Source organism: Pseudaminobacter soli (ex Li et al. 2025) (assembly GCF_003012705.1).
Lineage (GTDB): Bacteria > Pseudomonadota > Alphaproteobacteria > Rhizobiales > Rhizobiaceae > Pseudaminobacter > Pseudaminobacter soli.
In genome coordinates this window covers 24,449-49,384 of record NZ_PXYL01000018.1, presented here as the reverse complement: position 1 = coordinate 49,384, position 24,936 = coordinate 24,449, and the positions used below count along the sequence as shown (strand labels likewise).

General features: G+C 62.3%; 19 protein-coding genes and 2 pseudogenes. 8 read left to right on the top strand and 13 right to left on the bottom strand.

Annotated features, from left to right (window positions below; all coding sequences use genetic code 11):
• Positions 1-92: 92 nt before the first annotated feature.
• Positions 93-1,202 carry an NAD(P)/FAD-dependent oxidoreductase gene (locus C7I85_RS24540; RefSeq protein WP_106726641.1) on the bottom strand — a complete coding sequence of 370 codons (1,110 nt, stop codon included), beginning with the start codon at positions 1,200-1,202 and terminating at the stop codon, positions 93-95.
• 47 nt (positions 1,203-1,249) lie between these two features.
• Positions 1,250-2,857: an ABC transporter substrate-binding protein gene (locus C7I85_RS24535; RefSeq protein ID WP_106726640.1), complete on the bottom strand. Its 1,608-nt coding sequence runs from the start codon at positions 2,855-2,857 to the stop codon at positions 1,250-1,252.
• A 153-nt stretch (positions 2,858-3,010) separates the two neighbouring features.
• Here C7I85_RS24535 and C7I85_RS24530 point away from each other — a divergent pair, with 153 nt between their 5' ends.
• Positions 3,011-3,922 (top strand): LysR substrate-binding domain-containing protein, encoded by a 912-nt coding sequence (locus tag C7I85_RS24530; protein ID WP_106726639.1) that lies wholly within the window; start codon positions 3,011-3,013, stop codon positions 3,920-3,922.
• Positions 3,923-4,566: 644 nt separating this feature from the next.
• Here C7I85_RS24530 and C7I85_RS32345 read toward each other — a convergent pair.
• The 7 genes and pseudogenes from C7I85_RS32345 to C7I85_RS24495 all read right to left on the bottom strand — a co-directional run.
• Positions 4,567-5,149: pseudogene (locus tag C7I85_RS32345) on the bottom strand (ISL3 family transposase); the annotation flags it as partial.
• A 48-nt stretch (positions 5,150-5,197) separates the two neighbouring features.
• Entirely contained in the window at positions 5,198-6,712 is a 1,515-nt protein-coding gene (locus C7I85_RS24520) for a serine hydrolase domain-containing protein (protein WP_106726638.1), read from the bottom strand.
• 15 nt (positions 6,713-6,727) lie between these two features.
• Entirely contained in the window at positions 6,728-7,468 is a 741-nt protein-coding gene (locus tag C7I85_RS24515; protein WP_106726637.1) for an ABC transporter ATP-binding protein, read from the bottom strand.
• Complete coding sequence (locus tag C7I85_RS24510) at positions 7,465-8,295, bottom strand: ABC transporter ATP-binding protein (protein WP_106726636.1); 831 nt, start codon at positions 8,293-8,295, stop codon at positions 7,465-7,467. Before C7I85_RS24510 ends, C7I85_RS24515 begins: the two co-directional genes overlap by 4 nt.
• Positions 8,296-8,304: 9 nt before the next feature.
• On the bottom strand, positions 8,305-9,207 hold the full coding sequence (gene nikC, locus C7I85_RS24505; protein WP_106726635.1) for a nickel transporter permease: 903 nt from the start codon (positions 9,205-9,207) through the stop codon (positions 8,305-8,307).
• A complete protein-coding gene (locus C7I85_RS24500) occupies positions 9,204-10,217 on the bottom strand; it encodes an ABC transporter permease (protein ID WP_106726634.1) in 1,014 nt (337 codons plus the stop codon). Before C7I85_RS24500 ends, nikC begins: the two co-directional genes overlap by 4 nt.
• Positions 10,214-11,812 (bottom strand): ABC transporter substrate-binding protein, encoded by a 1,599-nt coding sequence (locus tag C7I85_RS24495; protein WP_106726633.1) that lies wholly within the window; start codon positions 11,810-11,812, stop codon positions 10,214-10,216. The genes C7I85_RS24500 and C7I85_RS24495 overlap by 4 nt, the downstream gene beginning before the upstream one ends.
• Positions 11,813-12,128: 316 nt before the next feature.
• Here C7I85_RS24495 and C7I85_RS24490 point away from each other — a divergent pair, with 316 nt between their 5' ends.
• Positions 12,129-13,169 carry a dipeptidase gene (locus C7I85_RS24490; RefSeq protein ID WP_106726632.1) on the top strand — a complete coding sequence of 347 codons (1,041 nt, stop codon included), beginning with the start codon at positions 12,129-12,131 and terminating at the stop codon, positions 13,167-13,169.
• Between the two features lie 755 nt (positions 13,170-13,924).
• Here the strand turns inward: C7I85_RS24490 and C7I85_RS24485 are convergent.
• The gene (locus C7I85_RS24485; protein WP_106726631.1) at positions 13,925-14,956 is read right to left on the bottom strand and encodes a LacI family DNA-binding transcriptional regulator; all 1,032 of its coding nucleotides are present in this window, start codon (positions 14,954-14,956) and stop codon (positions 13,925-13,927) included.
• 456 nt (positions 14,957-15,412) lie between these two features.
• On the opposite strand from C7I85_RS24485, the gene C7I85_RS24480 reads away from it, so the two are divergent.
• The 6 genes and pseudogenes from C7I85_RS24480 to C7I85_RS32340 form a co-directional block, all read left to right on the top strand.
• Entirely contained in the window at positions 15,413-16,315 is a 903-nt protein-coding gene (locus C7I85_RS24480; protein WP_106726630.1) for a substrate-binding domain-containing protein, read from the top strand.
• Between the two features lie 134 nt (positions 16,316-16,449).
• Entirely contained in the window at positions 16,450-17,964 is a 1,515-nt protein-coding gene (locus tag C7I85_RS24475) for a sugar ABC transporter ATP-binding protein (protein ID WP_106726629.1), read from the top strand.
• The gene (locus C7I85_RS24470) at positions 17,961-18,929 is read left to right on the top strand and encodes an ABC transporter permease (protein WP_106726628.1); all 969 of its coding nucleotides are present in this window, start codon (positions 17,961-17,963) and stop codon (positions 18,927-18,929) included. Before C7I85_RS24475 ends, C7I85_RS24470 begins: the two co-directional genes overlap by 4 nt.
• Positions 18,930-18,945: 16 nt before the next feature.
• The gene (locus tag C7I85_RS24465; RefSeq protein ID WP_106726627.1) at positions 18,946-19,896 is read left to right on the top strand and encodes a tagatose kinase; all 951 of its coding nucleotides are present in this window, start codon (positions 18,946-18,948) and stop codon (positions 19,894-19,896) included.
• On the top strand, positions 19,893-21,179 hold the full coding sequence (locus C7I85_RS24460) for a D-tagatose-bisphosphate aldolase, class II, non-catalytic subunit (RefSeq protein WP_106726626.1): 1,287 nt from the start codon (positions 19,893-19,895) through the stop codon (positions 21,177-21,179). The genes C7I85_RS24465 and C7I85_RS24460 overlap by 4 nt, the downstream gene beginning before the upstream one ends.
• 16 nt (positions 21,180-21,195) lie before the next feature.
• A pseudogene (locus C7I85_RS32340) lies at positions 21,196-21,338 on the top strand (DDE-type integrase/transposase/recombinase); the annotation flags it as partial.
• Between the two features lie 429 nt (positions 21,339-21,767).
• Here C7I85_RS32340 and C7I85_RS24450 read toward each other — a convergent pair.
• From C7I85_RS24450 to hisD, 3 genes are read right to left on the bottom strand one after another with little or no spacing between them, the layout of a single operon-like run.
• The gene (locus C7I85_RS24450; protein ID WP_106726625.1) at positions 21,768-22,547 is read right to left on the bottom strand and encodes an ABC transporter ATP-binding protein; all 780 of its coding nucleotides are present in this window, start codon (positions 22,545-22,547) and stop codon (positions 21,768-21,770) included.
• Position 22,548: 1 nt separating this feature from the next.
• Positions 22,549-23,394 carry an ABC transporter permease gene (locus C7I85_RS24445; protein ID WP_106726624.1) on the bottom strand — a complete coding sequence of 282 codons (846 nt, stop codon included), beginning with the start codon at positions 23,392-23,394 and terminating at the stop codon, positions 22,549-22,551.
• Positions 23,391-24,737 (bottom strand): histidinol dehydrogenase, encoded by a 1,347-nt coding sequence (gene hisD / locus C7I85_RS24440; RefSeq protein ID WP_106726623.1) that lies wholly within the window; start codon positions 24,735-24,737, stop codon positions 23,391-23,393. Before hisD ends, C7I85_RS24445 begins: the two co-directional genes overlap by 4 nt.
• Positions 24,738-24,936: the final 199 nt, after the last annotated feature.

The window sequence follows — 24,936 nt, the reverse complement described above, 5'->3', positions numbered from 1 at the left end:
CCTTTGCTTGTGTAATTTTAAGACAGCCTGCCCTCTGCCGAACCGCATGAGCGGTCCGGCCTATGCGGCTTCTGCGCTGTGGAAGTTGCGTTCTAGGCTCGGCCTTCCGGGGCGAAGGCATCGAGCGCGACCGGGGCCGCACCATCGGCCACCAGTTCGGCCAGGCATTTTCCGGCGAAAGGCCCGATGGTGAGGCCGGCCGCCCCGAGGCCGTTGCCGACCGTGAGACCGGCAATGCCCGGCACACGTCCGAGTATCGGCTTGATGTCGCGGCTTGCCGGCCGGAAGCCGATGCGCGTCTCGATGTGGGTGGCGCTGGCGAGGCCCGGCGCCAGCGCGAGACCAGCGCTCAGCACCTCATGTTCGCCGGCGGCCGTGACGCGATAGTCGAAGCCGGCGCCGTTCTCTCGCGTTGCGCCGATGACGACCCGGGAGTCATCGAAGGCCAGCATATAGTGGCTGCTCATGGGCAGCAGGCACGGCCACTTGCCGGTGGCGACGCCGGGCAGACGCAGATGGACGATCTGGCCCTTCTGCGGCGCGACCGGATGGGAAAGACCCAGCGGGTTCAATATCTGCGCGGCCCATGCACCTGCCGTGACGATGATCTCGTCGGCCTCGATCCGCGCGCCGTTGCTGTCGATGCAGACGGCGCGGCCGTCGTCCAGTTGCAGGGTGACGTGGTCGTTGCGCGCCTTCGCGCCCATCGCGACCGCAGCGCGAACCATGGCGGCGGAGAGGAGGCGCGCATCGACGCGCGCGCCGCCGGGGATATAGACCGCCTCCATGCCTTCGCGCAGGGGCGGGAACAGTTCGCGTGCTTCAGCCGGCGAAATGCGGCGCACGTCACCGGCTTCCGGCGCATTCTTGATCCGGCGATGGATACGCGCCTCGGCCTCGTCCAGCGTGCCTTTTTCCTCGGCCACCACCAGAGCGCCGACCTTGCCGTAGCCGACATTGGTTTCGCCGAGTGCCGTCAAGCCCGAGATCAGCTCGGCATAGTAGCGCGCGCCGGTCGCGTAGAGCCCATACCAGTCTGGTTGCTCGACGGCGGTTGCCCAAGGGGAGACGATGCCCGCGCCGGCAAGAGTGGCCTTGCCCTGATGTTCCTCGTCGACGATCTCGACGTCGACGCCTTTCCGGGCGAGGTGGTAGGCGGCGCTGGCTCCGAGGATGCCGGCGCCGATAATCAAGACACGCATGAGCTTGCTTTCATTCCGATAGTTTCAGTTCCGGCCGGAGGCCGGGATCAGTCCTCGACGGTGACGCCCGAAAGCCGGCTCGTCCCGAAGATCGCTTCGTAATAGCCCTTCACCTTCTTGTTGACCGCGGTGATCGTGTCTGCGCCACCAAGGATCACGGCAGGTACATCGTCGTGGAACAGCTGCTGCGCCTGCTTGTAGAGCCTCTCGCGTTCGGCCTGATCGGTGATGGCGCCAGCCTTGTTCATGATGTCGATGAACTCGGCATTGCACCAGGAACCGATGTTGGAGGGGCTCGGCTTGCCGGCGGAATCGCAGCTGAAGTAGTTGTTCGGGATCTGGCTGGGATCGGGGAAGTCGTAGATGCCGCCGAACATGCCGACCTTCGCCTCTCCGGAGCGGGCGCGGGCGATATATTCGCTCCATTCATAGGTGACGATGTCGGCCTTGACGCCGATCGCTGCCCAGTCCGCCTGGATCATCTCGGCCGCGCGGCTGCCATGAGGCATGTAAGGACGCGAGACGGGAACCGCCCAGAGCTCGGTGGAGAAGCCATCCGGATAGCCGGCTTCCTTCAACAGTTCCTTGGCCTTTTCGGGATCGTAGTCGTAGGGGCCGATCTGCTCGTCGAAGCCCCACAGCGCCGGCGGCACGAGCGAGCCCGTCGCCTTGCCCATGCCGTCATAGACGACGTCGACCAGCGGCTTGATGTTGATGGCGTGCGCCAGCGCTTCGCGCACTTTCTTGTTGCGGAATATCTCTTCCTTGAAGTTGAAGGTGATGAAGCCGGTCGAGGCCACCGGCGTGCGGACCAGTTCCAGGTTGTCGCTGTTCTGGATCCGCTCGCGGTCGGCAAGATTGGGATAGAGCGCGATCTGGCACTCATCGGCCATGGCACGCTGCAGGCGCACCGAGGCGTCCGGGCTGATCGCCATGATGACCGAGTCGACCTTGGGCGTGCGGGCTTCATCGCCGATGGCCGCGCCCCAGGTTTCGGCGAAGGGCACAAGACGCACGGCGGAATCGGGCTGATAGTCCTGCAACGCGAACGGCCCAGTGCCGATCGGCTGTCGGTCCAGAAGCTCGGGCGTGCCGGCCTTCTGCAGCACGTCCGCATATTCGGCCGAGGTGATGGCGAGCGACTGGTGCGCCATGATGCCGAGGAACGGCGCCAGCGGCGTCTTCAGCGTAAATGCCACTGTCTGGTCATCGATCTTCTTCACGCTTTCCAGCGCATCCGCCAGCTTGGTGGTGAAGGTGATGTAGTTGCCGCCGTTGACCTCGGCATAGGGATGCTTCGGATCGAGCATGCGCTCGAAGGTGAACACCACGTCATCGGCGTTGAAATCGCGCGTCGGCTTGAAGCTGTCGTTAGACTGCCACTTCACGCCCTGGCGCAGCTTGAACGTATAGGTGCGCGCGTCCTCCGAGATCGTCCAGCTCTCCGCCAGCGCCGGCACGATCTCCGAGGAGCCCGCCTTTACCGATATCAGATTGTCGTAGATCTGGCCGAGCACGAACAGGGTGGTGCCATTGCTGGAGAGTTCGGGATTGAAGGTCTCCGGCGAACCTTCGATGCAGACCGAAAGATCGGCGGCATAAACCGGTGTCGTCGCCAGCAGTGCTGCGATTCCCAGGCCCAGGATTGATTTCATGTGACTACACTCCCCCTGTCCTTACCGGCTACCCTTCAGGCCGACCAGGACGCTGACTGACTTGCCGTAGGGAAAGGCTTGACAACATGAAAGTCAAATTACTTGTTCTCCAAGCTTTATAACCGAATCTCATGATGGGCGAGGAATTCCGCGATGAACATACGCCAGCTCGAAGCTTTCCACGCCACCATGGAGACGGGCTCGGTCACACGCGCCGGCGAGAAGCTGGGGATATCGCAACCGGCCGTCAGCAAGCTTCTGCGTGCCTTCGCCGACACCTGCGGTTTCCAATTGTTCGTCCGCAGTGGCTCCCGGCTGGTACCCACGCTCGAAGCGCGGCTGCTTGCCGTCGAGGTGGAGCGTATGTTTTCCGGCACCGAGCGCATCGCGCGGCTGGCCAACGCGGTGCGCAACCGTGAATGGGGCGAGGTGAGCGTGGCAGCACCGGCCGCGCTCGCGACACGCTATCTGGCCCATGCGCTGGCCCCCTTCCTGGCCGATCAGCCGGACCTCCACTTCACCTTGCAGAGCCGTACCTCGCCGCGTATCACCGAGCTGGTCGCCGCCCAGCAGATCGACATCGGGCTCAGCGTGCTGCCCTTCGATCATCCCCACGTCGATGCCGAGATCATCATGCGCTTCGTCATGGTGTGTGTTCTTCCCGCCAGGCATCCGCTGGCCGACAAGCAGGTGATCGAGATTGACGAGCTGCGCAACGAACCTTTCATCTCGCTGGCCCGGGACGATTGCTCGCTGATGAGCATCGACCGCGCCTTCCAGGTGAAGGGCGTTCAAAAGCGCAACCGCATCGAGGTGCCGCTTTCGGAGACGGCCTGCGGCTTCGTTGCTAACGGGGCCGGCGTTTCGATCGCACCGCCATTCGTCGGCCTCGACTATTCCGACCAGATCGTCCGCAGGGCGCTGATGCCGGAGATCACCATGGATGTCTGGCTGTTGACGCCAAACACGCGCCCGCCATCGCTTGCGGCGCAGAAGCTCGCCGATTTCATTCGCGTGGCTGTGGCGCCATACGACCAACGCGAAGGCGCGAAGGTTTTTTCCTAGAAGGGATCTGTCCGTTTGGCCGCAGGACGTGCATGGCTTCCTTGCGGCGAGATACGGTTCTTCTCTATTCGGCGTGTTGAGGTCAAGCGCTTTCAAGCTTTCCGCTACACGGGTATTTGACGTCTTTCGCGGGCCCTTGCTTCTCTTCGGGATCGGCTGCTTGGCCTTCCCATGATGGGATCAGTAGAATGAGGCGGCCCAATCTGTCGCGCGTCCTGATCGCAATATGGCGACCGATACAAGAACCCGAGCGAACTCACCTCATCCATCGTCGCGCGAAGGACGCCATTCCACCGGCATCTGCGGCGGAAAGCGTTGGTTCTTATAGCTGATCTGGGGCGTACTCACCCCGGCCCTTTATCCGCCAACCGTTAAGCCGCAGACAACGTGACAGCGCCATCAAGCCATTCATCCACGGCAAGTCTGTGGTCCGGTGCGAGCCAGCAATCCTGGCAAACTTGGAGCACCGATCAAACTGCTATCTGAAGCAAATGTCGGTATCGGTGGTTGCGAGCCCCCGCAACCAAATCAAAATCGCCCCGCGAGAGCAGTCTCGCGGGGTTTTTTGCTTTAAGAGCAACGTTTAAGGGCACGTTGTGTTTCGGCTTGGAATATTGGCTTTGACGCAGATTTGATGCAGCTTCTCATGTCGCTCCGATCAGGCGGGCTTGACGAAGATCGAGCTTTCCGCGCCCCATATCGGGCGCTTCACCAGCTTGAGCTTGGTGATCTGCCCCTCGGTTTGCCCGTTGGACCACGGTGAGATGATCGCTGCCCGGACTGCCTGTATGTCTTTCGCAACGCCATTGCCAAAGGAGGAAACCAGACTGTCACGCGCGCGATCGATCCACAATGCGAGCACATTTTCCGCCTTGAGCCGGATCATAAGATGATATCGCGAGCCGCAACGAGCAAGGGAACACCGCTTTCGATGGCGGCGATGGTGACGGTCTCGGATTTCGTCAGGTTGTCTCTGCCGATTATCAAAAGGCGAGCGACCGTTCGGGCGGAGCGAATGCGGTTCAACGATTCCGCATCCGCCTTGTCGGCCCGTTTCCGTCGTGTGGCCCATTCGCTCACGAGCCGGCGCGAACCACGAAAGCCCAGTGTTCTCAGCCGCCGCCATGGCTCAGTGCCGTTCCGCTTGCCGGCAGCCCATTGCCCGTCAAGCCATTCGAGATAGGGCTCGAACGAACTTTCTGTTGACCGAAAGACGTCGTTGCGTTGAACCGCAACCTCCCGGCAGCGCGCCGCTCGTTCCAGCATTAAAGATGATTACGCCTTGCGAACGTACTCGATCATCCGGCTACGGCTGAGCACGAGTTCCAGCCTGTCGTCGGCGAGACGACTGAGGCAGATGCGCTTGGTCCATGGACCGTCGTGCAGGATGAAGAGGTAACGACCACCGCCGATGTCCTGCAGCGGCATTGCATGGCGTGTCGGGCCGATGCCCATGACCACGCAGCCGCCTTGGATTTCGAGATGGGCGCCGTAAAGCGGCGTTTCCCAGCTTCCGTCGAGTTCGGTGCCGGCGGGCTGCGGCGTCACTGGCAGGAGGCGGCGTGGAGCATGGCCGATCTCGCCTTCAAGCGCCTCGCCAGTCCAGCGCAGCCGCATGGGCGAGGAGGCCGAGCGCGAGGAGAACCAGCCCTCGCCATCGTCATAGAGCGTGTCCTCGGCATCGAGGCAATTGGCAATGCCATTGCGCATTTCCAGCCACAGCGCGCCCTCGTCGGCCACATAGAGCCCATCAGGAATCGTGCAGCCGGTACGCGGGAGTTGTTCGCCGGTCAGCGCGGCCATGGCGCTAAGCGCGATCTTGTAGCCGTTCGTGTCTTCACGGTTGGAAACGACGACGCAACCGGTCTTCTCGACGGGATCGAGCAAGAAATAGCTCTTGTAACCGGGATGCGAGCCCCCATGGCCGACGAATTTGCGCGCGCCCAGCGAGGACCAGCGCAGGCCGAGCCCGTAGCCGCTCGGCCGCCCGTTAGCCAGCGGGCGGGTGCCCGAAAGTTTTTGCAGGAGGCCGGAGAATTTGGCTTCGCCGCTCACCAGTGCCTGCGCCCAGCGCGCTAGTGCCCGGCCGCTGCCGGCAAGGCTGCCGGAGGCAGAGATATGCAGGCCGGCCGCGCTGAGCTGCCACCTTTCCCGTGCTTTCCAGTAACCGGGAACGAGGCCCGGAACGGGGTCGTTCCAGACGTCGGGGGCCTTCAGGAAGATGTCGAGCGGGCCGGCGATCTCGCGCTGGATGAATTCGTCGAAGGTAAAGCCCTTGCGTTCCAACGCAGCCTCGACCAGCCGGTAGCCGGAGTTGGAATAGGAGACCTCGGTGCCGGCATCGAAATTCAGCCGCGTCACGGTCGCCAGGAATTCCAGCAGCCGGGAGGCTTCCGTCTCGGTGTAGACGGAAAGGCCGAGCAGCGTCAGGCATTCGCGCACGTCGGGCAGGCCGCCGCTCATGTCGAGCGCGCGCCCGACGGTGACGTCGGCGACTGGCTTTTGCAGTTCCGGCAGATGGGCGCCGAGGCGGTCGTCCAGACTGATGATATTGCAATGGTGCAGCACCATGGACGCGAAGGCATGCTTGGTGACCGAGGCATAGCGCACCACGCTGTCAGCCGTGAAGGGCGCAAGCGTCGCCAGGCTCTCCACGCCGCCGGCATGGGCGAAGCGGATGCCGTTCGCGTCGAAGCCGATGATCGCGCCGCCCGGCTCGTCTGCAGGCCATTGATCGGCGAAATCGCGAGCGAGGAGAGACGCGGCCTGCCAGCCAGCTTCAAGCGACATGGTTGTATTCTCCGATCAGGCCGGGTCTTCGAGATTGACGCTGAGTGCGCGCAACTCCGAAGCATGGGGGTGCTTGGTCCGTCCGGCGCGCAGGTCTTCGGCGGAAAGCTGCTCGACCATCTCACCGCCGAGCATCACGCCCACTTCGGGGCACAGATGCGCGATTACCGCCAGGTTGTGGCTGACCAGCACATAGGTCAGGTTCCTGGCTGCGCGCAGGTCGGCCAGCAGGTTGAGGATTTCCGCCTGCACCGAAACGTCGAGCGCACTGGTAGGCTCATCGAGCAGCAGCACCTGCGGCTCCGCGATCAGCGCGCGCGCGATCGCGACGCGCTGACGCTGGCCGCCGGAGAGCTGGTGCGGAAAGCGGAAGCGCACAGCCTTGGGCAGCGCGACATCGGCCAGCGCCTGCTCGATGCGGTCCTCGATGTCCCCGATGCCGTGCACCAGAAGCAGCTCGCTCAGGATGCGGTCGATGGTCTGGCGCGGATGCAACGACCCGAACGGGTCCTGGAACACCATCTGTACCTGTCGGAAGAAAGACGCTGGCAGCTTGCGCGGCACGTCCTGCCCGCCGAATCCGATGCGGCCGGTCCAGCTGTTGTTCAGCCCGGCCATCGCCCGCAGGATGGTGGATTTGCCCGAGCCGCTTTCGCCAACGATGCCGAAGCTTCCGCCCTTGGGCACGCTGAAGGAAACACCCTTGACGACTTCGCGGTCGCCAAAGCTGATGCGCAGCTTGTCTACCTCGATCATGGGTTCAGCCATCCTGCATCGCGGTTGAGAACCGGCAGCCGATCTCTCGGATGCGTGAGCGAGGGGATGCAGTCGAGCAGCCCGCGCGTATAGGCATGCTTGGCGTGCATTAACTCGGATGCCTTGAGCTCTTCCATCACCCGGCCGGAATACATCACCATGACGCGGTCGCAGAAATGCGACACCAGCGGCAGGTCGTGGCTGATGAGGATCAGCCCCATACCGCGGCGCGAGACGAGGTCCTCGATGAGCCGCAGGATCTCGGCCTGAACGGTCGCGTCGAGCGCGCTGGTCGGCTCGTCGGCGATCAGCAGTTCCGGGTCCGGCGCGAGCATCATAGCGATCATGACGCGCTGGCCCATGCCGCCTGACACCTCGTGCGGATAGGACTTCGCCACCGTGCGCGGGTTGCGGATCATGACCTGGTCCAGCAAATCGATCGCCGCTTCTTCGGCCTGCTTGCGGGAACCGCGCTTGTGGGTCCGCCAAGCCTCGGCAACCTGGCTGCCGATGGTCTTGACCGGGTTCAGCGAATATTTCGGGTCTTGCAGGATGAAGCCGGCCCGCTTGCCGCGGATCTGGCGCATGCCGCGTTCGCTGGCGCTCAGTACGTCGATGCCGTCGAAGGTCAGCGTATCGGCTGTGATTTTGGCGTTGGATGGCAGCAGCTTCATCAGCGCGCGCGCCGTCAGCGACTTGCCCGAGCCACTCTCGCCCACGATGCCGAGCTTCTCCTTGCCAAGCTGCAGGGAGATGCCGCGCACGGCCTCGAACCGGCTGGTGCGCGTCTCGAAAGCGACACGGAGGTTTTTGATATCGACCAGCATCGCCTTATCCTAGTTCTGCTTCGGATCGAGCACGTCGCGCAGACCGTCACCGAGGAAGTTGAAGGCGAGCGAGACGAGGAAGATCGCAATTCCCGGAATGGTGGCGACCCACCATTGCTCGAAGATGAAGCGCTTTGCGGTCGCAATCATCGCGCCCCATTCGGGCGAAGGCGGCTGCGCGCCCATGCCGAGGAAACCGAGGCTCGCCGCGGTGATGATGATGGAGCTCATGTCGAGCGTAATGCGCACGATGAGGCTTGGCACGCAGAGCGGCGCGATGTGGCGGGCGATGATGCGCCACGGCGAAGCGCCGGTAAGACGGCAGGCTGCAATAAAGTCGCTTCTGCGGATGGTCATCGTTTCGGCGCGCGCCAGGCGTGCATAGGGCGGCCATGCGGTCAGCGCGATGGCAAGCACTGCGCTTTCCACGCCGGGCTTCAATGCGGCGACGAAGGCCAGCGCGAGGATGAGGCGCGGGAAGGCAAGGAACACGTCCGTTACGCGCATCAGCGCACTATCGACGACCCCGCCGAAATAACCCGCCACGCAGCCCACGGCCAGCCCGATCGGCGCGACGAGAACGACCACCGCAATCACCATGCCGAGCGTGACCCGCCCGCCATAGAGAATGCGCGAGAGGATGTCGCGGCCAAGCTCGTCCGTACCGAACCAGTGTTCGGCGGTGGGGCGGGCAAGACGGTTGCTGAGTTCCTGATAGCCCGGATCATAGGGCGCGAGCAGTGGCGCCAGCAGCGACAGGACGACGAATGCCACGATGATGAACAGGCCGATCATCGCTAGCGGGTTGGACGTCAGGTTGAGCCAGACGCGGTAGCGACGGCCCCAGGCCGCCTGCGACCGGGACGTCGGGGTCTCATCCAGCGCCCAGTTGTGGAAGGATGCGGGTATCATCGAACGCGAGGATCCAGAACTTTGTAGAGGATGTCGGCAAGCAGGTTGAGGCCGACATAGATGACGCCGATCAGCAGAGTTGCGCCGACCACCGGGTTCATGTCCGCATTCATCAGCGAGACAGTCAGATATTGCCCGAGCCCCGGCCAGGCGAACACGGTCTCGGTGACGACCGCACCTTCCAGCAGACCGGCATAGGTGAGCGCCAGCACTGTCACGAGCTGAACCGCTACCGTCGGGAAGGCGTGCTTCCAGATGACAGCCGCCGCCGAAAGGCCCTTGGCGCGTGCGGTGATGACGAACTCGCCCTTCAACGCATCGAGCATGAAGGCGCGCGTCATGCGGGTGATGTAGGCCATGCTGAAATAGGCCAGAATGACTACCGGCTGCACCATATGCGCCAGCGCGTCCCGGAAGGCATCCCAGTCTCCGGCGATAATGGAATCGACGGTGAGCAGGCCGGTGACATGCGGCACCATACCCTCGAAGATGATGTCCTGCCGGCCCGGTCCCGGCGCAATGCCCAGCGCCGCGTAAAAAACCAGCAGCGAGATCAGCGCAAGCACGAAAACCGGCACCGAATGGCCGGCTAGGCAGACGACGCGGATGATCTGGTCCGTCAGTCTGCCTTGGCGCACCGCTGCCCAGACGCCAAGCGGAATGCCGATGACCGCGGCGATAAGCAATGCAGCAGTGGCCAGCTCAAGCGTCGCGGGGAAATAGCGCGCGATGTCCTCGGTGACCGGATTGCGGGTCAGGATTGACTTGCCGAAATCGCCGTGGACGATCTGGGACAGATAATGCAGGAACTGGAAGACCAGCGGCTGGTCCAGCCCCATTTCCATCCGCACGCGGTTGATGACCGCTTCGGGGGCGTTGTCGCCTACCGCCGCGATCACCGGATCGACCGGCATTACCCGGCCGATCATGAAGGTGACGATCGCAAGTCCGAGCAGCGTCAGGAGAACGCTGCTCAGGATGCCCGTCAGATTTTTCAATCCTTTGCTCAAGCCTTCGCAATCCCTGCATAGGAATGGGAATCGGACAGCGTGCCCAGATGCATGCCCGTCACATCCTTGCGGCAGGCTGCGATCTCGCTCTTCTGCAGCATGACGATGAAGGGGCTGTTCTGCATGAATTCGCGCTGCAGATCCTGGTAGAGTTTGATGCGCGTTGCCTGATCGCGCTCGTCACGCGCGGCCACTGCCTTCTTGGCGAACTCCTCGTTCAAGTAGGACGAGCGCCAGGCGAACGGCTTGTTCTTGGCGTTGTCGGAATTGTCGGTGTTGTTGCAGAACACGTCGACATTGGTGTTCGGGTCAAAGTAGTCCGAACCCCAGGCAGAAAGCGCGATTTGGTGCTCGCGGGCGCGCATCTTGGTCAGAACCTGGCGGTTCTCGGCAGCCTGGAGCTGCACGCGGATGCCGATCTCGCGCAGATTGGCCTGGATGGCCTGCGCGATGTCGGGGTAGGGCTGAGCCGAATAATGGTCCATGACGATGTCAAAGCCGTCGGCAAGGCCAGCCTCGGCCATCAGCGCCTTGGCCTTCTCGATGTCTTTGTGGAACGGCGTGTCGTTGACCGCGCCGGCGAAACCGTTCGGAACGATGGTCTGGTGGATCTCATGGGTCAGGGGAACGATGTTTTCCTGGATGCCCTTGTAGTCCACGGCCCACTTGATGGCTTCCCAGACCTGTGGCTTGGCGAGGTTTTCGTTCTTCTGGTTGAGCGACATCAGAACGAGGCCCGCCACGCCCTTGCGGATCACATTGTAGTTCTCGTCGCCCTGCAGCACGCGAAGCTGCTCGGTGGTGAGGTTGCGCGCGATGTCGGCGTCGCCCTTCTGCAGCATCAGGAGCTGCGAGGACGGGTCGACCACATGGCGTAGGATGATGCGCTTGACGTTGCCCTTGTAGGCGCCGTTCGGGTTGACCGAGAGCATGATGCTTTCGCTTGGCTTCCACGACATGAGCACCCATTCGCCGGAGCCGGCGCTGTTCTTCTGCAGCCAGCCGTTGCCGAGGTCGTCGCCCGAGGCGTTTTCCAGTACCACTTTCTTCTCGACGATGCTGCCGACGCTGGACGACAGGCAGTAGAGCAGGAAGGCCAGCGACGTCGGCGTCTCGACGGTCAGCGTCAGCGTGCTGGCGTCCACCGCAACGATCGACTTCTCGACGTTTTCGGGCGTGAAGCCGAACTGGTTGATGATAAAGGCCGCGCCCTTGTCCATCTTGATGGCGCGCTGGAGCGAGAAGGCGGCATCTTCAGCCGTTACCGGCGAGCCGCTGGCGAACTTGGCTTCCGGGTTGATCTTGAAGGTGAAGACCTTGCTTTCGGCATCGGCTTCCCAGGAAATGGCAACGCCGCCTTCGATCTTCTCCGGGTCGTCGAAGGCCGGATGCACGAGACGCTGGTAGATGTTGGAGCAGATTTCGCTGCCGACGGCCTCGAAGCTTTCATGCGGGTCGAGGCTCGTCATGTTGTCGAGCTGCTGGGCGACGACGAGGATGTCCTGACGGCCGGCGGCAAAGGTGGGGATGATGCTCGCGTAGGAAAGGAACGGCACTGCCGCGCTTCCGACCAAAAAACCACGCCTCGAAATCATTCGCTGTTCCTTCCCAACTTACTGGTGGAGAAATTTTGCCCAAAGGCTGCCAGACCGCTTTGCCTAGACGCTAATGCGGACATTTTGTGGCGCGACTTATCACGATCGGTAATGAACGGGCCAATGCAGATTTTGGCCAGTGACCATGCATTATTTGCATATGAATGTCCGCGACGGCCGTTTTGTGCCGCATGCATGATCGGAATGGAAAGTAGCCGAAATCGAATTTGCTATTTGCGAGCAGGCAGTTCACTACGACAGCTCCGCAAACGGACTCATCCTCCCCCTCCCATCATCTGCAGAAGGTTCGCAGCCGATGACGACAGATTCGATCATCCCCGTCTTCGATGGCCATAATGACGCACTGCTGCGTCTTCACCTGTCTTCCGAGCCGGAGCCGGAAAAGCGCTTCATCAAGGGCGAGACTGTCGGGCACATCGATCTTCCGCGGGCTCGCAAGGGCGGCCTAGCTGGCGGATTGTGCGCCATCTATGTGCCCTCGCCGTCGCGCGAGCTGGACGCAAATGGCGACTATCCAACGCCGAGCCACGCAGATGCACTGGCCACCACGCTGGCGATGGCGTCACTTCTGGCGCGCATCGCGCGCAAATCGGAAGGGTCTTTGCGCATCTGCCGCACGGCAGATGACATCCGGGCTGCAATGCAGGCCGGCGTCTTCGCCTCCGTCTTCCATATCGAAGGCGCGGAGGCGATCGGCTCCGATCTCGACGAGCTTTATGTGCTGCATCAGGCAGGCCTGCGCACGTTGGGACCAGTCTGGAGCCGCCCCAACATCTTCGCCTATGGCGTGCCGTTCCGCTTCCCCAGCTCTCCCGATATCGGCGGCGGCCTCACCGATCGCGGCAAAGCGCTCATCCGCGCCTGCAACGAGCTGAAGATCATGGTCGACCTGTCGCATATGAATGAGCAGGGTTTTTGGGACATCGCCGCTATTTCCGACGCGCCGCTGGTGGCTTCGCATTCCAATGTGCACGCGCTGTGCCCGCACAGCCGCAATATCACCGACAAGCAGCTCGACGCCATCCGCGACACGGGCGGGCTGGTTGGTCTGAATTTCGGCGTGTCATTCTTCCGCGAGGATGGGCTGAAGAACCCCGATACCGCGCTTGAAGGGTTGGTGCGGCATGTCGACTATATCGTCGACCGCATCGGCATCGATCACGTAGCACTTGGCTCGGACTTCGATGGCACGACCATTCCCGCCGCGATGCGCGACGCCGGCGATTTGCAGCTCCTGGTCGCAGCGCTGCGCAACGCTAGCTACGACGATGCAGCGCTACGCAAAATCTGCCACGAAAACTGGATCAGCGTCCTGGAGCGCAGCTGGGCCAACTGATCAAGCGAGGGAACCATCAGCGTAGCTCTCTGCGAGAGCTACGCTTGTGAACCCCTGATAAACGGGTCAAGAACTGCCGCAAATCGCACACTGGCTGGAGCGGGTGACGTAGAGTGTCTATCGCCGACCCTTGACAACGCTCACCGATACAAACGCCACCGCTTTCCTGCAGATGTGAGTTCTCAACGAAGTGCGACTTTGCAGCCGGGGCGGTAGCCGGTTCACCGCCGAGCGGCCAGCAGCTTCTGCCGAAACACTCACGCCCGTGTTCTGAAACCGACACATTTGCGCGGGGTCGAGTTGTGGTGGCGCGTCGCCGCTTGAGATCGTGATCGTCGACCGACAACGGTCCGCGTCCCGCGAAGCCGCCTGCGGGCCCGGAGATTGGTGTTTCGACCCGGCCTTTCTGCCAGGGTGCCTGGGGCTCATAAAACCAGGTCTGAACGCCGAGGCCGGCCTGTGGATATGTCTAGTCCGGAACTCGGTGCCGCGGTCGAAGGTGAGAAGCGTGGGCGCAAGCTGGTATGCGGACGGAATTCATGAATATTCCAGAGTGCTCAGAGCACGCATGCTTCCCCTCACCAATCCGCATCACCACACAAACTGAGGAAGATCCTTTAAATGTGAATGGGGATATCGTTTTGTTCGAGCTGGCTGATCGAGCGCACGGCGGGCGCCTTCGGTCGGGGGCACTCCGCCACTATTTCTCCATTCCGCTGCCGGACGATTTGGGCTGTGTTTCAGTTGCGTTCTTCTCACGCCGAGCCGCGCATGATCAGCTTGGCATCAAGCCGCCTGATGTCGGATCGGCTCGCAGATGCCTTCGGCTTTTGGCCGATCCTGGCCAGAAGCATGTCGAACCCCACCGAGGCAATACCCTGATAGTCCTGAGCGACTGTCGTCAGCGGTGGGCAGGTGAAGCGGCTCAACGGGTGGTCGTCATGACCCGCCACTCGGAGGGAACTCTCAGGATCGATCCCGACTTTTAGGCGCCGGCCGAACGCAGCGGCGATGACGCCGAAGGCAAGGCGATCGTTGGCGCAGAGCACCGTGCGTGTCGGAAACCCGCCTTCATCGAGTATGCGATTGGCCTCCACGAAGCCCAGTTCCTCGAAGCTCCAGCTTGTTGAGCGCGCGGGCAGAACGATGGGTTCGACGCCGCGCTGTTCCATCGTGCGGATATAGGTATCACGCCGTTCGACGGCGTTTTGGTTCACAGACGGCATCTCCAGGAAGCACGGATTCTCTCCGGTGCGAAGCAGATAGTCCACCATGTGGGAAATGCTCTGCGCATTGTCGGTTCCGACGAAGGGTGTCCCGTCGTCGATACGGCTATCGAAGAAGACGAGTGGGATCTGCTCCCGGAGGCTGTCGATGAGCTTCAGGTCGGAATCGAAACCGAGCGGGGCGATGATCGCCCCAGAAAGCTTGAGCGACTGGAGGGTTCTGATCGCATTCGCCTCCAGCTCGCGGTCGCCGTGGGAACTCAGCACGATCACCCAATAGCCCTCGCGTAGGCAGCGCATCTCGATCTGGCGAACCACCTCCGCATAGAAGGGGTCCGAGATGTGGGGCACGATCACGCCGATGTTCTTCGGCTTCTTGCGGTTCAGATTAATGGCGAAAATGTTGGGCCGGTAGTCGAAATCCTTCAGGGCCTTCTCGATCCGGTCGCGCGTCGACTTCTTCACGCTTTCCGGTTCGTTGAAGTATTTCGAGACGGTTGGACGAGACACGCCACAAGCTGTGGCGAACTCTTCCATGGTGCGGATCTTACGTTCACTCATAGGTCTATTCCGTCATGTGCGTCAGGCGGAATCAGCCTCATTCCCTCTTCCAACCCGTATAGGCCGGTTTTACGCACGTAAACAAACTAAGTTCGCACGACATGTGCCGGCCCAAATTCGGGGCTAGGGCCGACCCGACAAGCGATTAAGGGGCAAGAAACCGCCCGAAAGGGCTGCGCAAGCGGCCATTCCCGCGAAAACTTTCCGTTGCCCAACCTGTGGACTCCATATGCCAAAATTTTACGCGCGAAAACTTTTTAATTGACACATGATGCATATTTTTGCATCACGCAATCGTGGAGGGCTGGCTCGCTCGAGGCGCAATCGGATTTGCGAGGCAAATTCGGGTGCCGCACGACAGGACCCGGAACTGCCCATTTTCCGGCCTTGCTAATTCCGGATTCACGGAAGGCTTGAAGCGATAGGGGGAGGTCGGCCCCAATCCAGGAGGAAAGCATGTCACGCAATCTCGTTTCCAAGTTTCTGCTCGCCGCGGCCGCGACCGCCATGCTGGCAGCCGCCGCATCGGCCGAGGGCATTGGCGCTTCGCTGCTGACCCAGCAGCATCCGTTCTACATTTCGCTCGCCGACGCGATGAAGGCCGAGGCGAAGGCTGAAAACCTTCCGCTCGAGATCTCCATCGCCAACCAGGATCTCAGCAAGCAGCTCGCCGACGTCGAGGACTTCATCACCAAGGGCGTCGATGTCCTGATCATCTCGCCGGTGGACAGCCAGGGCGTGCGCGCGGCAATCGCCAAGGCGCAGAAGGCGGGCATCAAGGTCATCACCGTCGACGTTCTGGCCAACGGCATCGAGGTCACCTCGCATATCGGCACCGACAACTTCACCGGCGGGGTGAAGGCTGCCGAACTGATGGCCAAGCTCACCGGTGGCAAGGGCAATGTCGCCGTCATCGACTATCCAACCGTGCAGTCGGTGGTGGATCGCGTCGAAGGCTTCAAGAAGGGTCTCGAAGGTCATCCGGACCTGAAGATCGTTGCCGTCCAGCCGGGCATCACCCGTCCCGAGGCGCTTTCGGCCGCGCAGAACATCCTGCAGGCCAACCCGGATGTCGTCGGCATCTTCGGCTTCGGCGATGATGCGGCTCTTGCCGCCGCCTCGGCCGTCAAGTCGGCCAAGCTCGACAGCCAGGTCAAGGTGATCGGCTTTGACGGCATGGAGGAAGCGCGCAACGCCGTGAAAAACGACCCGATCATGGCTGGCGTCATCGCGCAGTATCCTGACCAGATGGGCAAGGTTGCGGTCGAGACCGCTGGCAAGGTCCTCAAGGGCGAGGAAGTGCCAGCTAAGCAGCCTATCGTTCCGGGCGTCGTCACCAAGGAAGGTGAAGAAAAGTAAACCTGACGGCGACGGCGCGCTCGGCTGCGCCGCCCGTTTTCGCTCCGCGCCTTCTCATCCTCCCGGGCGCGGAGCAACCCTCACAGTGGTCGCGGCCGATCTCCGGACGGCATCCGGAGGCCGGGAATGGGAAAATGTCGTATTCGTCTGGCGAATTCGTTCTGCAAATAAAGGACGTTGCGAAGTCCTTCGGCCCGGTGGTTGCGCTCAAGCGCATGAGCCTCAATGTTCGCCCCGGACGCGTACACACGCTTCTCGGCGAAAATGGCGCCGGTAAATCTACGCTGATGAAGATCCTTGCCGGGCTGTTCAGCCCGACGTCAGGGTCGATCCTCCTGCGCGGGCAGCCCTATGCACCTCGCAATCCCCGGGAAGCCAAGGCGCGCGGGTTGGCAATCGTGTTCCAGGAGCTCAGTCTTTGCCGCAATCTTTCGGTGGCGGAGAACGTCCTTGCCACTCACGAGCCCGGCAGGTTTGGCTTCATCGACGACCGCGCACTGAACGCGCGTGCCGCTGAAATCGTGGGCGAACTTGGCTTGCCCATCTATGTGCGCGCGCAGGTCGGCGATCTCTCGATCGCCCAGCGCCAGCTGGTCGAAATCGCCAAGGGTCTCAGCCATCCCGCCGATGTCGTCATCCTGGACGAGCCCACTTCCTCGCTGTCGGACAGTGAGGCGGAGATTCTTTTTGGCATCGTCGAGCGTCTGAAGAGGCGCGGAACGGCGGTGATCTACATCTCGCACCGCATGGAAGAAATCATGCGGCTTTCCGACGACATCACGATCATGCGTGACGGCGAATATGTTGCCACCACGCGCAAGGAAGACACCAGCATCGACAAGCTGATCGCGCTGATGGTGGGCCGCGAGATGAAGGACATCTATCCGCCGCGCGAAGCCGCACGCCCGGGGCCGCAAGTCGCCCCGCTGCTCGTCACCGAAAAGCTGTCTTGTCCCGGCAAGTTCCACGACGTCTCGATCGATGTGCGGCCGGGAGAAATCGTCGGCCTGTTCGGTCTCGTCGGTTCGGGCCGGTCCGATGTCATGAAGGCCCTGTTCGGCCTGCTCCCGGCAGAGGGCAGCATCCGCCTCGGCGGTGAGACGATCAGCCTGCGCGGACCTTCCGACGCAATCCGGCACGGCATCGGCTTCGTCACCGAAAATCGCAAGGAAGAGGGCCTCGTCCTCGCACACAGCGTCGAACGCAACATCAACATGGTTGCGCTCGGACAGTTCGCTGGCGGGCTCGGCCTTGTGAATTCGTCGCGCGAGCGCAGCGCTGCCAAGGCCGAAGTGCTACGCCTTGCCATCAAGACGGCCAATCTCGACACGGCCGCCGGCAACCTCAGCGGCGGCAACCAGCAGAAAATCGTCATCGCCAAATGGCTGCAGACGCGTCCGCGCCTGCTCATCCTCGATGAACCGACGAGAGGCGTCGACGTCGGCGCCAAGTTCGAAATCTACCGCATCGTCCGCCAGCTTGCCGCGGAGGGTACGGCAATCCTCATGGTTTCCTCCGAACTACCGGAAGTGTTGGGCCTCAGCGACCGTGTCGTGGTGATGCACGAAAAGCGTGTCACCGCGAACCTCGAGGCCGAGGGTCTGGCCCCGGAAACCGTCATGACCCATGCAGCGGGAATGAAACAATGACCATCAGTGCTGAAACCAGACAAGGACCGCTCTCTTCGCCCCTGGTCCGGCAATATGGCGGCATCGTCATCTCGCTCGTGGTGCTTTGCGTCGTCTTTTCGGTGCTGAGCCCCCGCTTCATGGCCTTCAATAACTTCATGAACATCATGCAGCAGGTGGCGGTGATCGCCGTTGCCGCTTTCGGCATGACCTACGTCATCCTGCTCGGCGAGATTGACCTTTCCGTCGGTTCCATCATCGCGGTCGCCGGCATGGCCGGGGCACAATGCTTTGCCATGGGCTTCGGCTTCGTTCCGACAATCCTGCTGACGCTTGCCGCGGGCGGTATCTTGGGTGCGCTGAACGGCGTGCTGTCCGCCAAACTGTTGCTCCCATCATTCATCGTCACGGTTGCGACCATGGGCATCTATCGCGGTGTGGTGAGCCTGCCGACCAACGGCGCGCCGGCCATGATCGAGAACGAGACCTGGACCGCGATTGGCACGGAAAGCTGGCTCGGCATTCCGATCATCATCTGGATCGTAGCCGTCCTCTTTGTCGTAAACCAGATCGTCCTGTCGAAGACCGTGTTCGGGCGCCGCGCTTATCTGGTCGGCGGCAACCGCGAGGCGGCGGTCTATTCGGGCATCCGCGTAGACCGGCTTAAAATCCTGATCTTCAGCATCTCCGGCGTCATGGCGGCGGTCAGTGGCATCCTCCAGTCCTCTCGCCTTTCCTCTGCCCAGACCAATGCGGGCATGGGCTATGAGCTTGACGCCATCGCGGCCGTGGTGCTCGGCGGCACCTCGCTTGCCGGCGGTGTCGGCACGATGGTCGGCACGTTACTCGGGGCGCTCATCATTGGCGTCATCAACAACGGCATGAACATGCTGTCGGTGCCGTATTTCTACCAGCTCATCGTCAAGGGCGTGGTGATCCTTCTGGCCGTCTGGCTCGACGTCCGCAGCAAATCCTCCCGCATCTAAACGCCTGAGACTAGCAATGAAGAAGATCATCACGATTGGCGAGATCGTCGTCGAGATTATGGCTGCTGATTTTGGTTTCGGTTTCCGTGAAGCCATCACACTGGTCGGACCGTTCGCATCCGGCGCGCCTGCCATCTTCATCGACCAGGTCGCGAAGCTCGGCCAGCCTTGCGGCATGATCAGCTGCGTCGGCGAAGACGATTTCGGCCAGCTCAATATCGAGCGTTTGGGCCGCGATGGTGTCGACGTTTCGGCGATCGATATCCATCCCACCTTGCCGACGGGCAGCGCGTTCGTTCGCTACCGGCCGGACGGCAACCGCGATTTCATCTTCAACATCAAGCACAGCGCATGCGGTGCAATCGGGTTGACCGCATCGGGCGAAGCCTTGATCGACAGCGCCGATCATCTGCATGTCATGGGTTCGTCGCTGTTTTCCGACGGTATCGTCGGGCTTATCCGCACGGCGATCGACCGCGTCAAGGCGAAGGGCGGCACCGTCTCCTTCGATCCCAATATCCGCAAGGAAATGCTCGACCTGCCTGGCATGCGCGAGGCGCTCGTCCACGTGCTCGAGCACGCCGATCTTTTCCTGCCCAGCGGATCGGAGATCTTCCTCTTTGCCAAGGCAACGGAGGAGGGCGCCGCCATCGCTGAAATCCTCGACCGCGGCGTGAAGGCGGTCGTTGTTAAACGCGGCGCCGGCGGCGCGAGCTTTCATTCCGCATCGGCGGACATTCTGGTTCCGGCATTCGAGGTGACGGAAATCGACCCAACGGGCGCCGGAGACTCCTTCGGTGCCGCCTTCTTGACGTGCTGGCTGCGCGACATGGCGCCGGACGCGGCGTTGCGGATCGCCAATGCCAGCGGCGCGCGTGCCGTCTTGGCCAAGGGGCCGATGGAGGGCACGTCGACCATGTCCGAGATCCAGGCCTTCATTTCCTCAAACGCAGGAGTCTCCGCGTGAGCGCGCGCTTGCTTGTCGAACTTCCCCGACGCTATGCGAATGGTGTCCGGCAGGGCATCACCTCCGTTTGCTCCGCTCATCCGCTCGTCATCGAGGCTGCGCTGCTGCAGGGGCTCGCCGACGGCACCGAGGTGCTGATCGAGGCGACTTGCAATCAGGTCAACCAGGAGGGCGGCTATACGGGTATGACGCCCGCCGACTTCCGCACCTTCGTGGAAGCGATTGCCAACCGGGTCGGCTTCGACAAGGGCCGCATCATTCTTGGCGGCGACCATCTTGGTCCCAACCCGTGGAAGCATCTGCCGGCTAAAGAGGCGCTTGTGCGCGCCGAAGTGATGATCGACGCCTATGTGCGGGCCGGCTTCACCAAGATCCATCTCGACACCAGCATGGGCTGTGCCGGCGAAGCCGTGGCACTTCCCGACGCTGTGACGGCCGCGCGCGCGGCGGGTCTGGCCAAGGTGTCGGAGGCTGCCGCAGCGCAAACCGGTTTCGACGCGCCGGTCTATATCATCGGCACCGAGGTACCGATCCCTGGCGGGGCGATGGAGGAGCTGGATCATCTGCAGGTGACAAGCCCGGAGGCGGCGCTGGAAACCGTCGAGGTTCATCGCAGGTCCTTTGCCAGACTTGGCCTTGAAGCCGCATTCGAGCGTGCCATAGGCGTCGTCGTGCAGCCGGGCGTCGAGTTCGGCAACCACAACGTCATCGTCTATGACCGCGGCGAGGCGAAGGCCCTCAGCGCCGTCCTTTCAAAGATGCCGCAATTCATCTTCGAAGCGCATTCGACCGACTACCAGCCGCAGAGCGCGCTGAGAAACCTCGTCGAGGACGGTTTCGCCATCCTGAAAGTCGGGCCGGGGCTGACCTTCGCGCTCCGCGAAGCGCTCTACGGGCTGGACAATATTGCGGCGGTTTTTGCCGATGTCCCGCAGGACAAAACGCTCCGCGCGACGATGGAGAAGGTGCTCGTCGGCGAGCCGAAGGACTGGGCGAAATACTACCACGGCGACGAAGGCGAACTCAGACTGCAACGCCATTTCAGCTACAGCGATCGCATTCGCTACTACTGGCCTCACAAGGAGGCCGCCGCCGCGGTCGACCAGCTTCTCACGCGCCTCGAGGGCAAGGAGATCCCCGAGACGCTGGTCAGCCAGTATCTGGCATCGCTGTACCCCGATGTCGCTGCAGGCAAACTTTCCGCCAAGCCGCACGACCTGCTGGTAGCATCCGTGCAGCAGGTGTTGAATACATACGGACGAGCGGTCCATCCAAGCAGGTGATCGAGCGGACGCCAGCGACGAGGTGGCCGTCTTGATCGGCGGGAAGCAACATTGGCTATAGCGCGCCGTCGATCGGGACTGCTTGAAGAGATCGTCCGGACCCGCCGCAACACCAAGGCGGCCAAACGCTTGCTGATCCGAGTGATGAAAAAACGGGGATGCCTGCGCTGAAGACAGGCACAAACCCTTGGTGGAGCACCACATGGCCGACCCTTAGGCACCTGAACCAGAACCGAGCGCCACCGAAGCTGAGGCACCTGAAACGAAGAAGAGGGCCCCGTGATCGCGGAAGACAAAGGCTGAGCCCGGTCCGCTCGCAAGAGTGGCGTCAAGCTGGAATCTCGGAGGGCTGAAACTCCGACGGCGGCAGTTCGGAGCGGTAGCAAGGTTTATTCCGACACGGAGCGATCAGAAGCTAGGCGAAATTGCGCGGACGATCGGACGCGGCGCGTTCAAGCGGAACCGACCGTGAGCGGCGGCGATTCGAAGACTGCGTCAAACGGGCCAGACATATGACTGCACCGTCCGATGGCGATTCACGCAGCTATATCTTGCCAACAGGGCCGTTCCACATATGCCACAGAGCCCTCAGTAGACGTCTTGGCCCGATGTTTCCTGGCGGATGGATCTCAGCACGCGCGCCTGGAGTTCCCGCAACTCAGGATCGTGTCCTTCGTCGCCAGTGCGCGGCCGCGCGAACGACACCGGGATAGTTTCCTTGACGCGCCCCGGGTTGAGGCCCATGACGAAAATGCGGTCTGACAGGTAGACCGCTTCGCTCACATCGTGGGTCACGAATATCACGGTCAGCTTGTGCTCCTGCCAGATTTGCATCAGCAATTCCTGCATCTGGCCGCGCGTCAGCGCGTCGAGCGCGCCGAACGGCTCGTCCATCAGTAGGATCTTGGGGCGGTATGAGAGGGCGCGCGCGATCGCCACGCGCTGCTTCATGCCGCCAGAGAGCTGGCTTGGAAAACTGTCGGCGAAGCGCGAGAGCTTGACCAGGTCCAGGTGGTGGCGGGCGATGTCGGCGATTTCCTTTGGGTCGTAGCGCGTCTCGCGCAGCGCGAACTCGACGTTCTGCTGCGCCGTCAACCAGGGCAGCAGCGTGTAGGACTGGAACACCACGCCGCGGTCTATGCCAGGGCCGGAGATGGGTGCGCCATCGACGAGGACATCGCCATTGTCGCTCTCCTGTAGCCCGGCGATGATGGCAAGTAGCGTGCTCTTGCCGCAGCCCGAGGCGCCCACCAACGACACGAACTCGTTGTCGGCAACCTCCAGGTTGATGTCGGAAAGCACCTTAACCGCGCGGTTGCGGAACGACTTGTTCAGGCCCGAAATGCTGAGTTTGGGATGCGGTGTCATCTCAGGTCCTCTTCTCGTACTTGAAGAAATGCCTGCCGAGGAGGCGCATGATCTGGTCCGTGGCGAGGCCGAGCACGCCCAAGACGAGGATGTAGCCGATGGCCATGTCGGTCTGCAGGTAGCGCTGAGCGACAGTGATGCGATAGCCCAGGCCCGAATTGGCGGCGACGAGCTCGGCCAGCGTCACCCAGGTCCAGGCCCAGCCGAGCGAGATGCGCAGCGTATCCCAGATCTGCGGCATGGCCGAGGGCACCACGATGCGCATCAGTACGCGCAGGTCGCTCATGCCGAGCGTCCGCCCGAAGCCGACGAAGTCAGCGGGAACGCGCTTGATGTTGTCCTTGAACATCAATGCCTGCTGGAAATAGGTGCCGATCCAGATGATCAGAAACTTCTGCACGTCGCTGGTGCCGCTCCAGAGGATTGACAGCGGTACGAAGGCCACGACTGGCATGTAGCGAACGAAGTCAAGGACAGGCTCGATTGCCGCCTCCCAGAAGCGGTAGGCGCCGATCAGGATCGCCGTGGCGATCGCCATCACCGAGGCGATGAGGAAGCCGATGCTGATGCGGTAGACGCTGATCGCGACGTCATTGCCCAGGGTGCCGTCCTGCGCAAGCTTGATCAGTTTGGTCACCACGGCGAGCGGGGAGGGCAGGAAAATCGGCTGTACCAGGCCGAGCCTGGCGACGATCGTCCAGGCCACCAGCAACAGCAGGAAAGCACAAATTGCGATGCCGACATAGGTCGGGGTCGGAAACTCCGTGTTCATGGAGAGCAGGGATTTGCGGCGGCGCCGATCGGACTTCTTTCGCAAAGTCTCACTTTTCGCGGTCGTATAGCTCATGTCTTTGTCACCGATTTGCAGCCCGAGGCGCGGGAGAGGATCTCTTCCCGGATTTCCGATACGGCGTTCTCGTGCGCCCGGAAGCCTTCATAATGCGCGAAGGCCCGAGCGGCTGGCGCCAGCCATTCGTAAGCGGCCCGCGAGACATAGGCTATCGACGAACGTTTCAGGAAATCGAACACCGACAGCGGTGATGCGGTAGCAGCCCGACCGCCTGTCGGCAACACATGGCTCGGCCCCAGCACGAAATTCGCGATCGGGATAGCCGAGTGCGGGCCGAGCAGGATCTCGCCGGCGTTGCGGATCAGGGGTAGCAGGTCGAACGCAGCGGTCGAGAGGACAACGAGGTGCTCGGCCGCGTAGTCGTTGATGAAATCGAAAGCGGCTTCGATCGAGGGGGCGAGCACAATGCCGCCCTTGTTACCGCCGAGAACTGCGCGTGAGAAACCGGCGCGGTATTCGCCCATCTTCCCCCAAAGGCCGGGTATCGCCGCCGCCGCCGCGCGGGCGACATCTGGGTCCGCAGTCACTAGGAAGGCGGACGAATCCGGTCCGTGTTCGGATTCGACCAGGAGATCCAAAGCGGCCAGTTCCGCTGGCACCGTGTTGTCGGCGTAGACGATCAGCTCGCTCGGGCCGGCGGGGCTGCCGGGATCGATGCGGCTGGACAGCATCTGCCGCGCGGCGCTCAGCCAGGGACTGCCAGGTCCGACGATCTTGGCGCAGCTCGGCACGGTCTCTGTGCCAAAGGCTACCGCCGCCACCGCCTGCGCGCCGCCGCACAGATAGATATCATCGATGCCGATGAGCGAGGCTATGAAACGTGTCGCCGCGTCGGCGGTGCCGTCCGGTCCGGGTGGCGTCACAATGATGACGCGGCGGGCGCCGGCCACTTTTGCAGGAACGGCGGTCATGATGGCGCTGGAGGGGAAGAAGCCTTTGCCGCGGGGCACGTAGCAGGCGACGGAGTCGATCGGCGTCCAGCGATCACCGATCATGGCCCCTGGCGTCCGTTCGGACAGCCACAGTTCCTCGGGCATCTGCGCCTCATGGAACCGCCGGACCTGCTCGACCGAGAGCTTGATCGCCTCGACCAGCCGGACGTCCAGTTCCTTCTCGGCCGCGCCGATCGCTTCCGCCGAGACCTTCAGCGTATCGAGCGTCACGCCATCGAAGCGTTGAGCGCAATCGATGAGCGCAGCGTCACCCTGTTGGCGAACAGCGGCGATGATCGGCTCGACATCGCGCATATAGGTCGAGAGGTCGGCTTCGGTGCGCTCCAGCAGTGCCGCGCGTTGCGCCGGCGAAAGCTTCCTCAGATCGTGGAATGCAATTGAATCCATTGATGGCGTTCTCTTGTTTCTCGCTGCTCGCGCGAATCGCATCTCATCCAGCCGCTTCGCGGCCACCTTCTTCCCGTTAAGAGAGGAGCAAGGTGGCCAGCGCTGGTCGATTCCTCCTCCCCGTCTTGGGGAGAGGTCAGCCGAGCGACGCCGAGGCTCGTCGAGGGGGAATTGCGATTGCCCCGACGCGGGCAAGGAG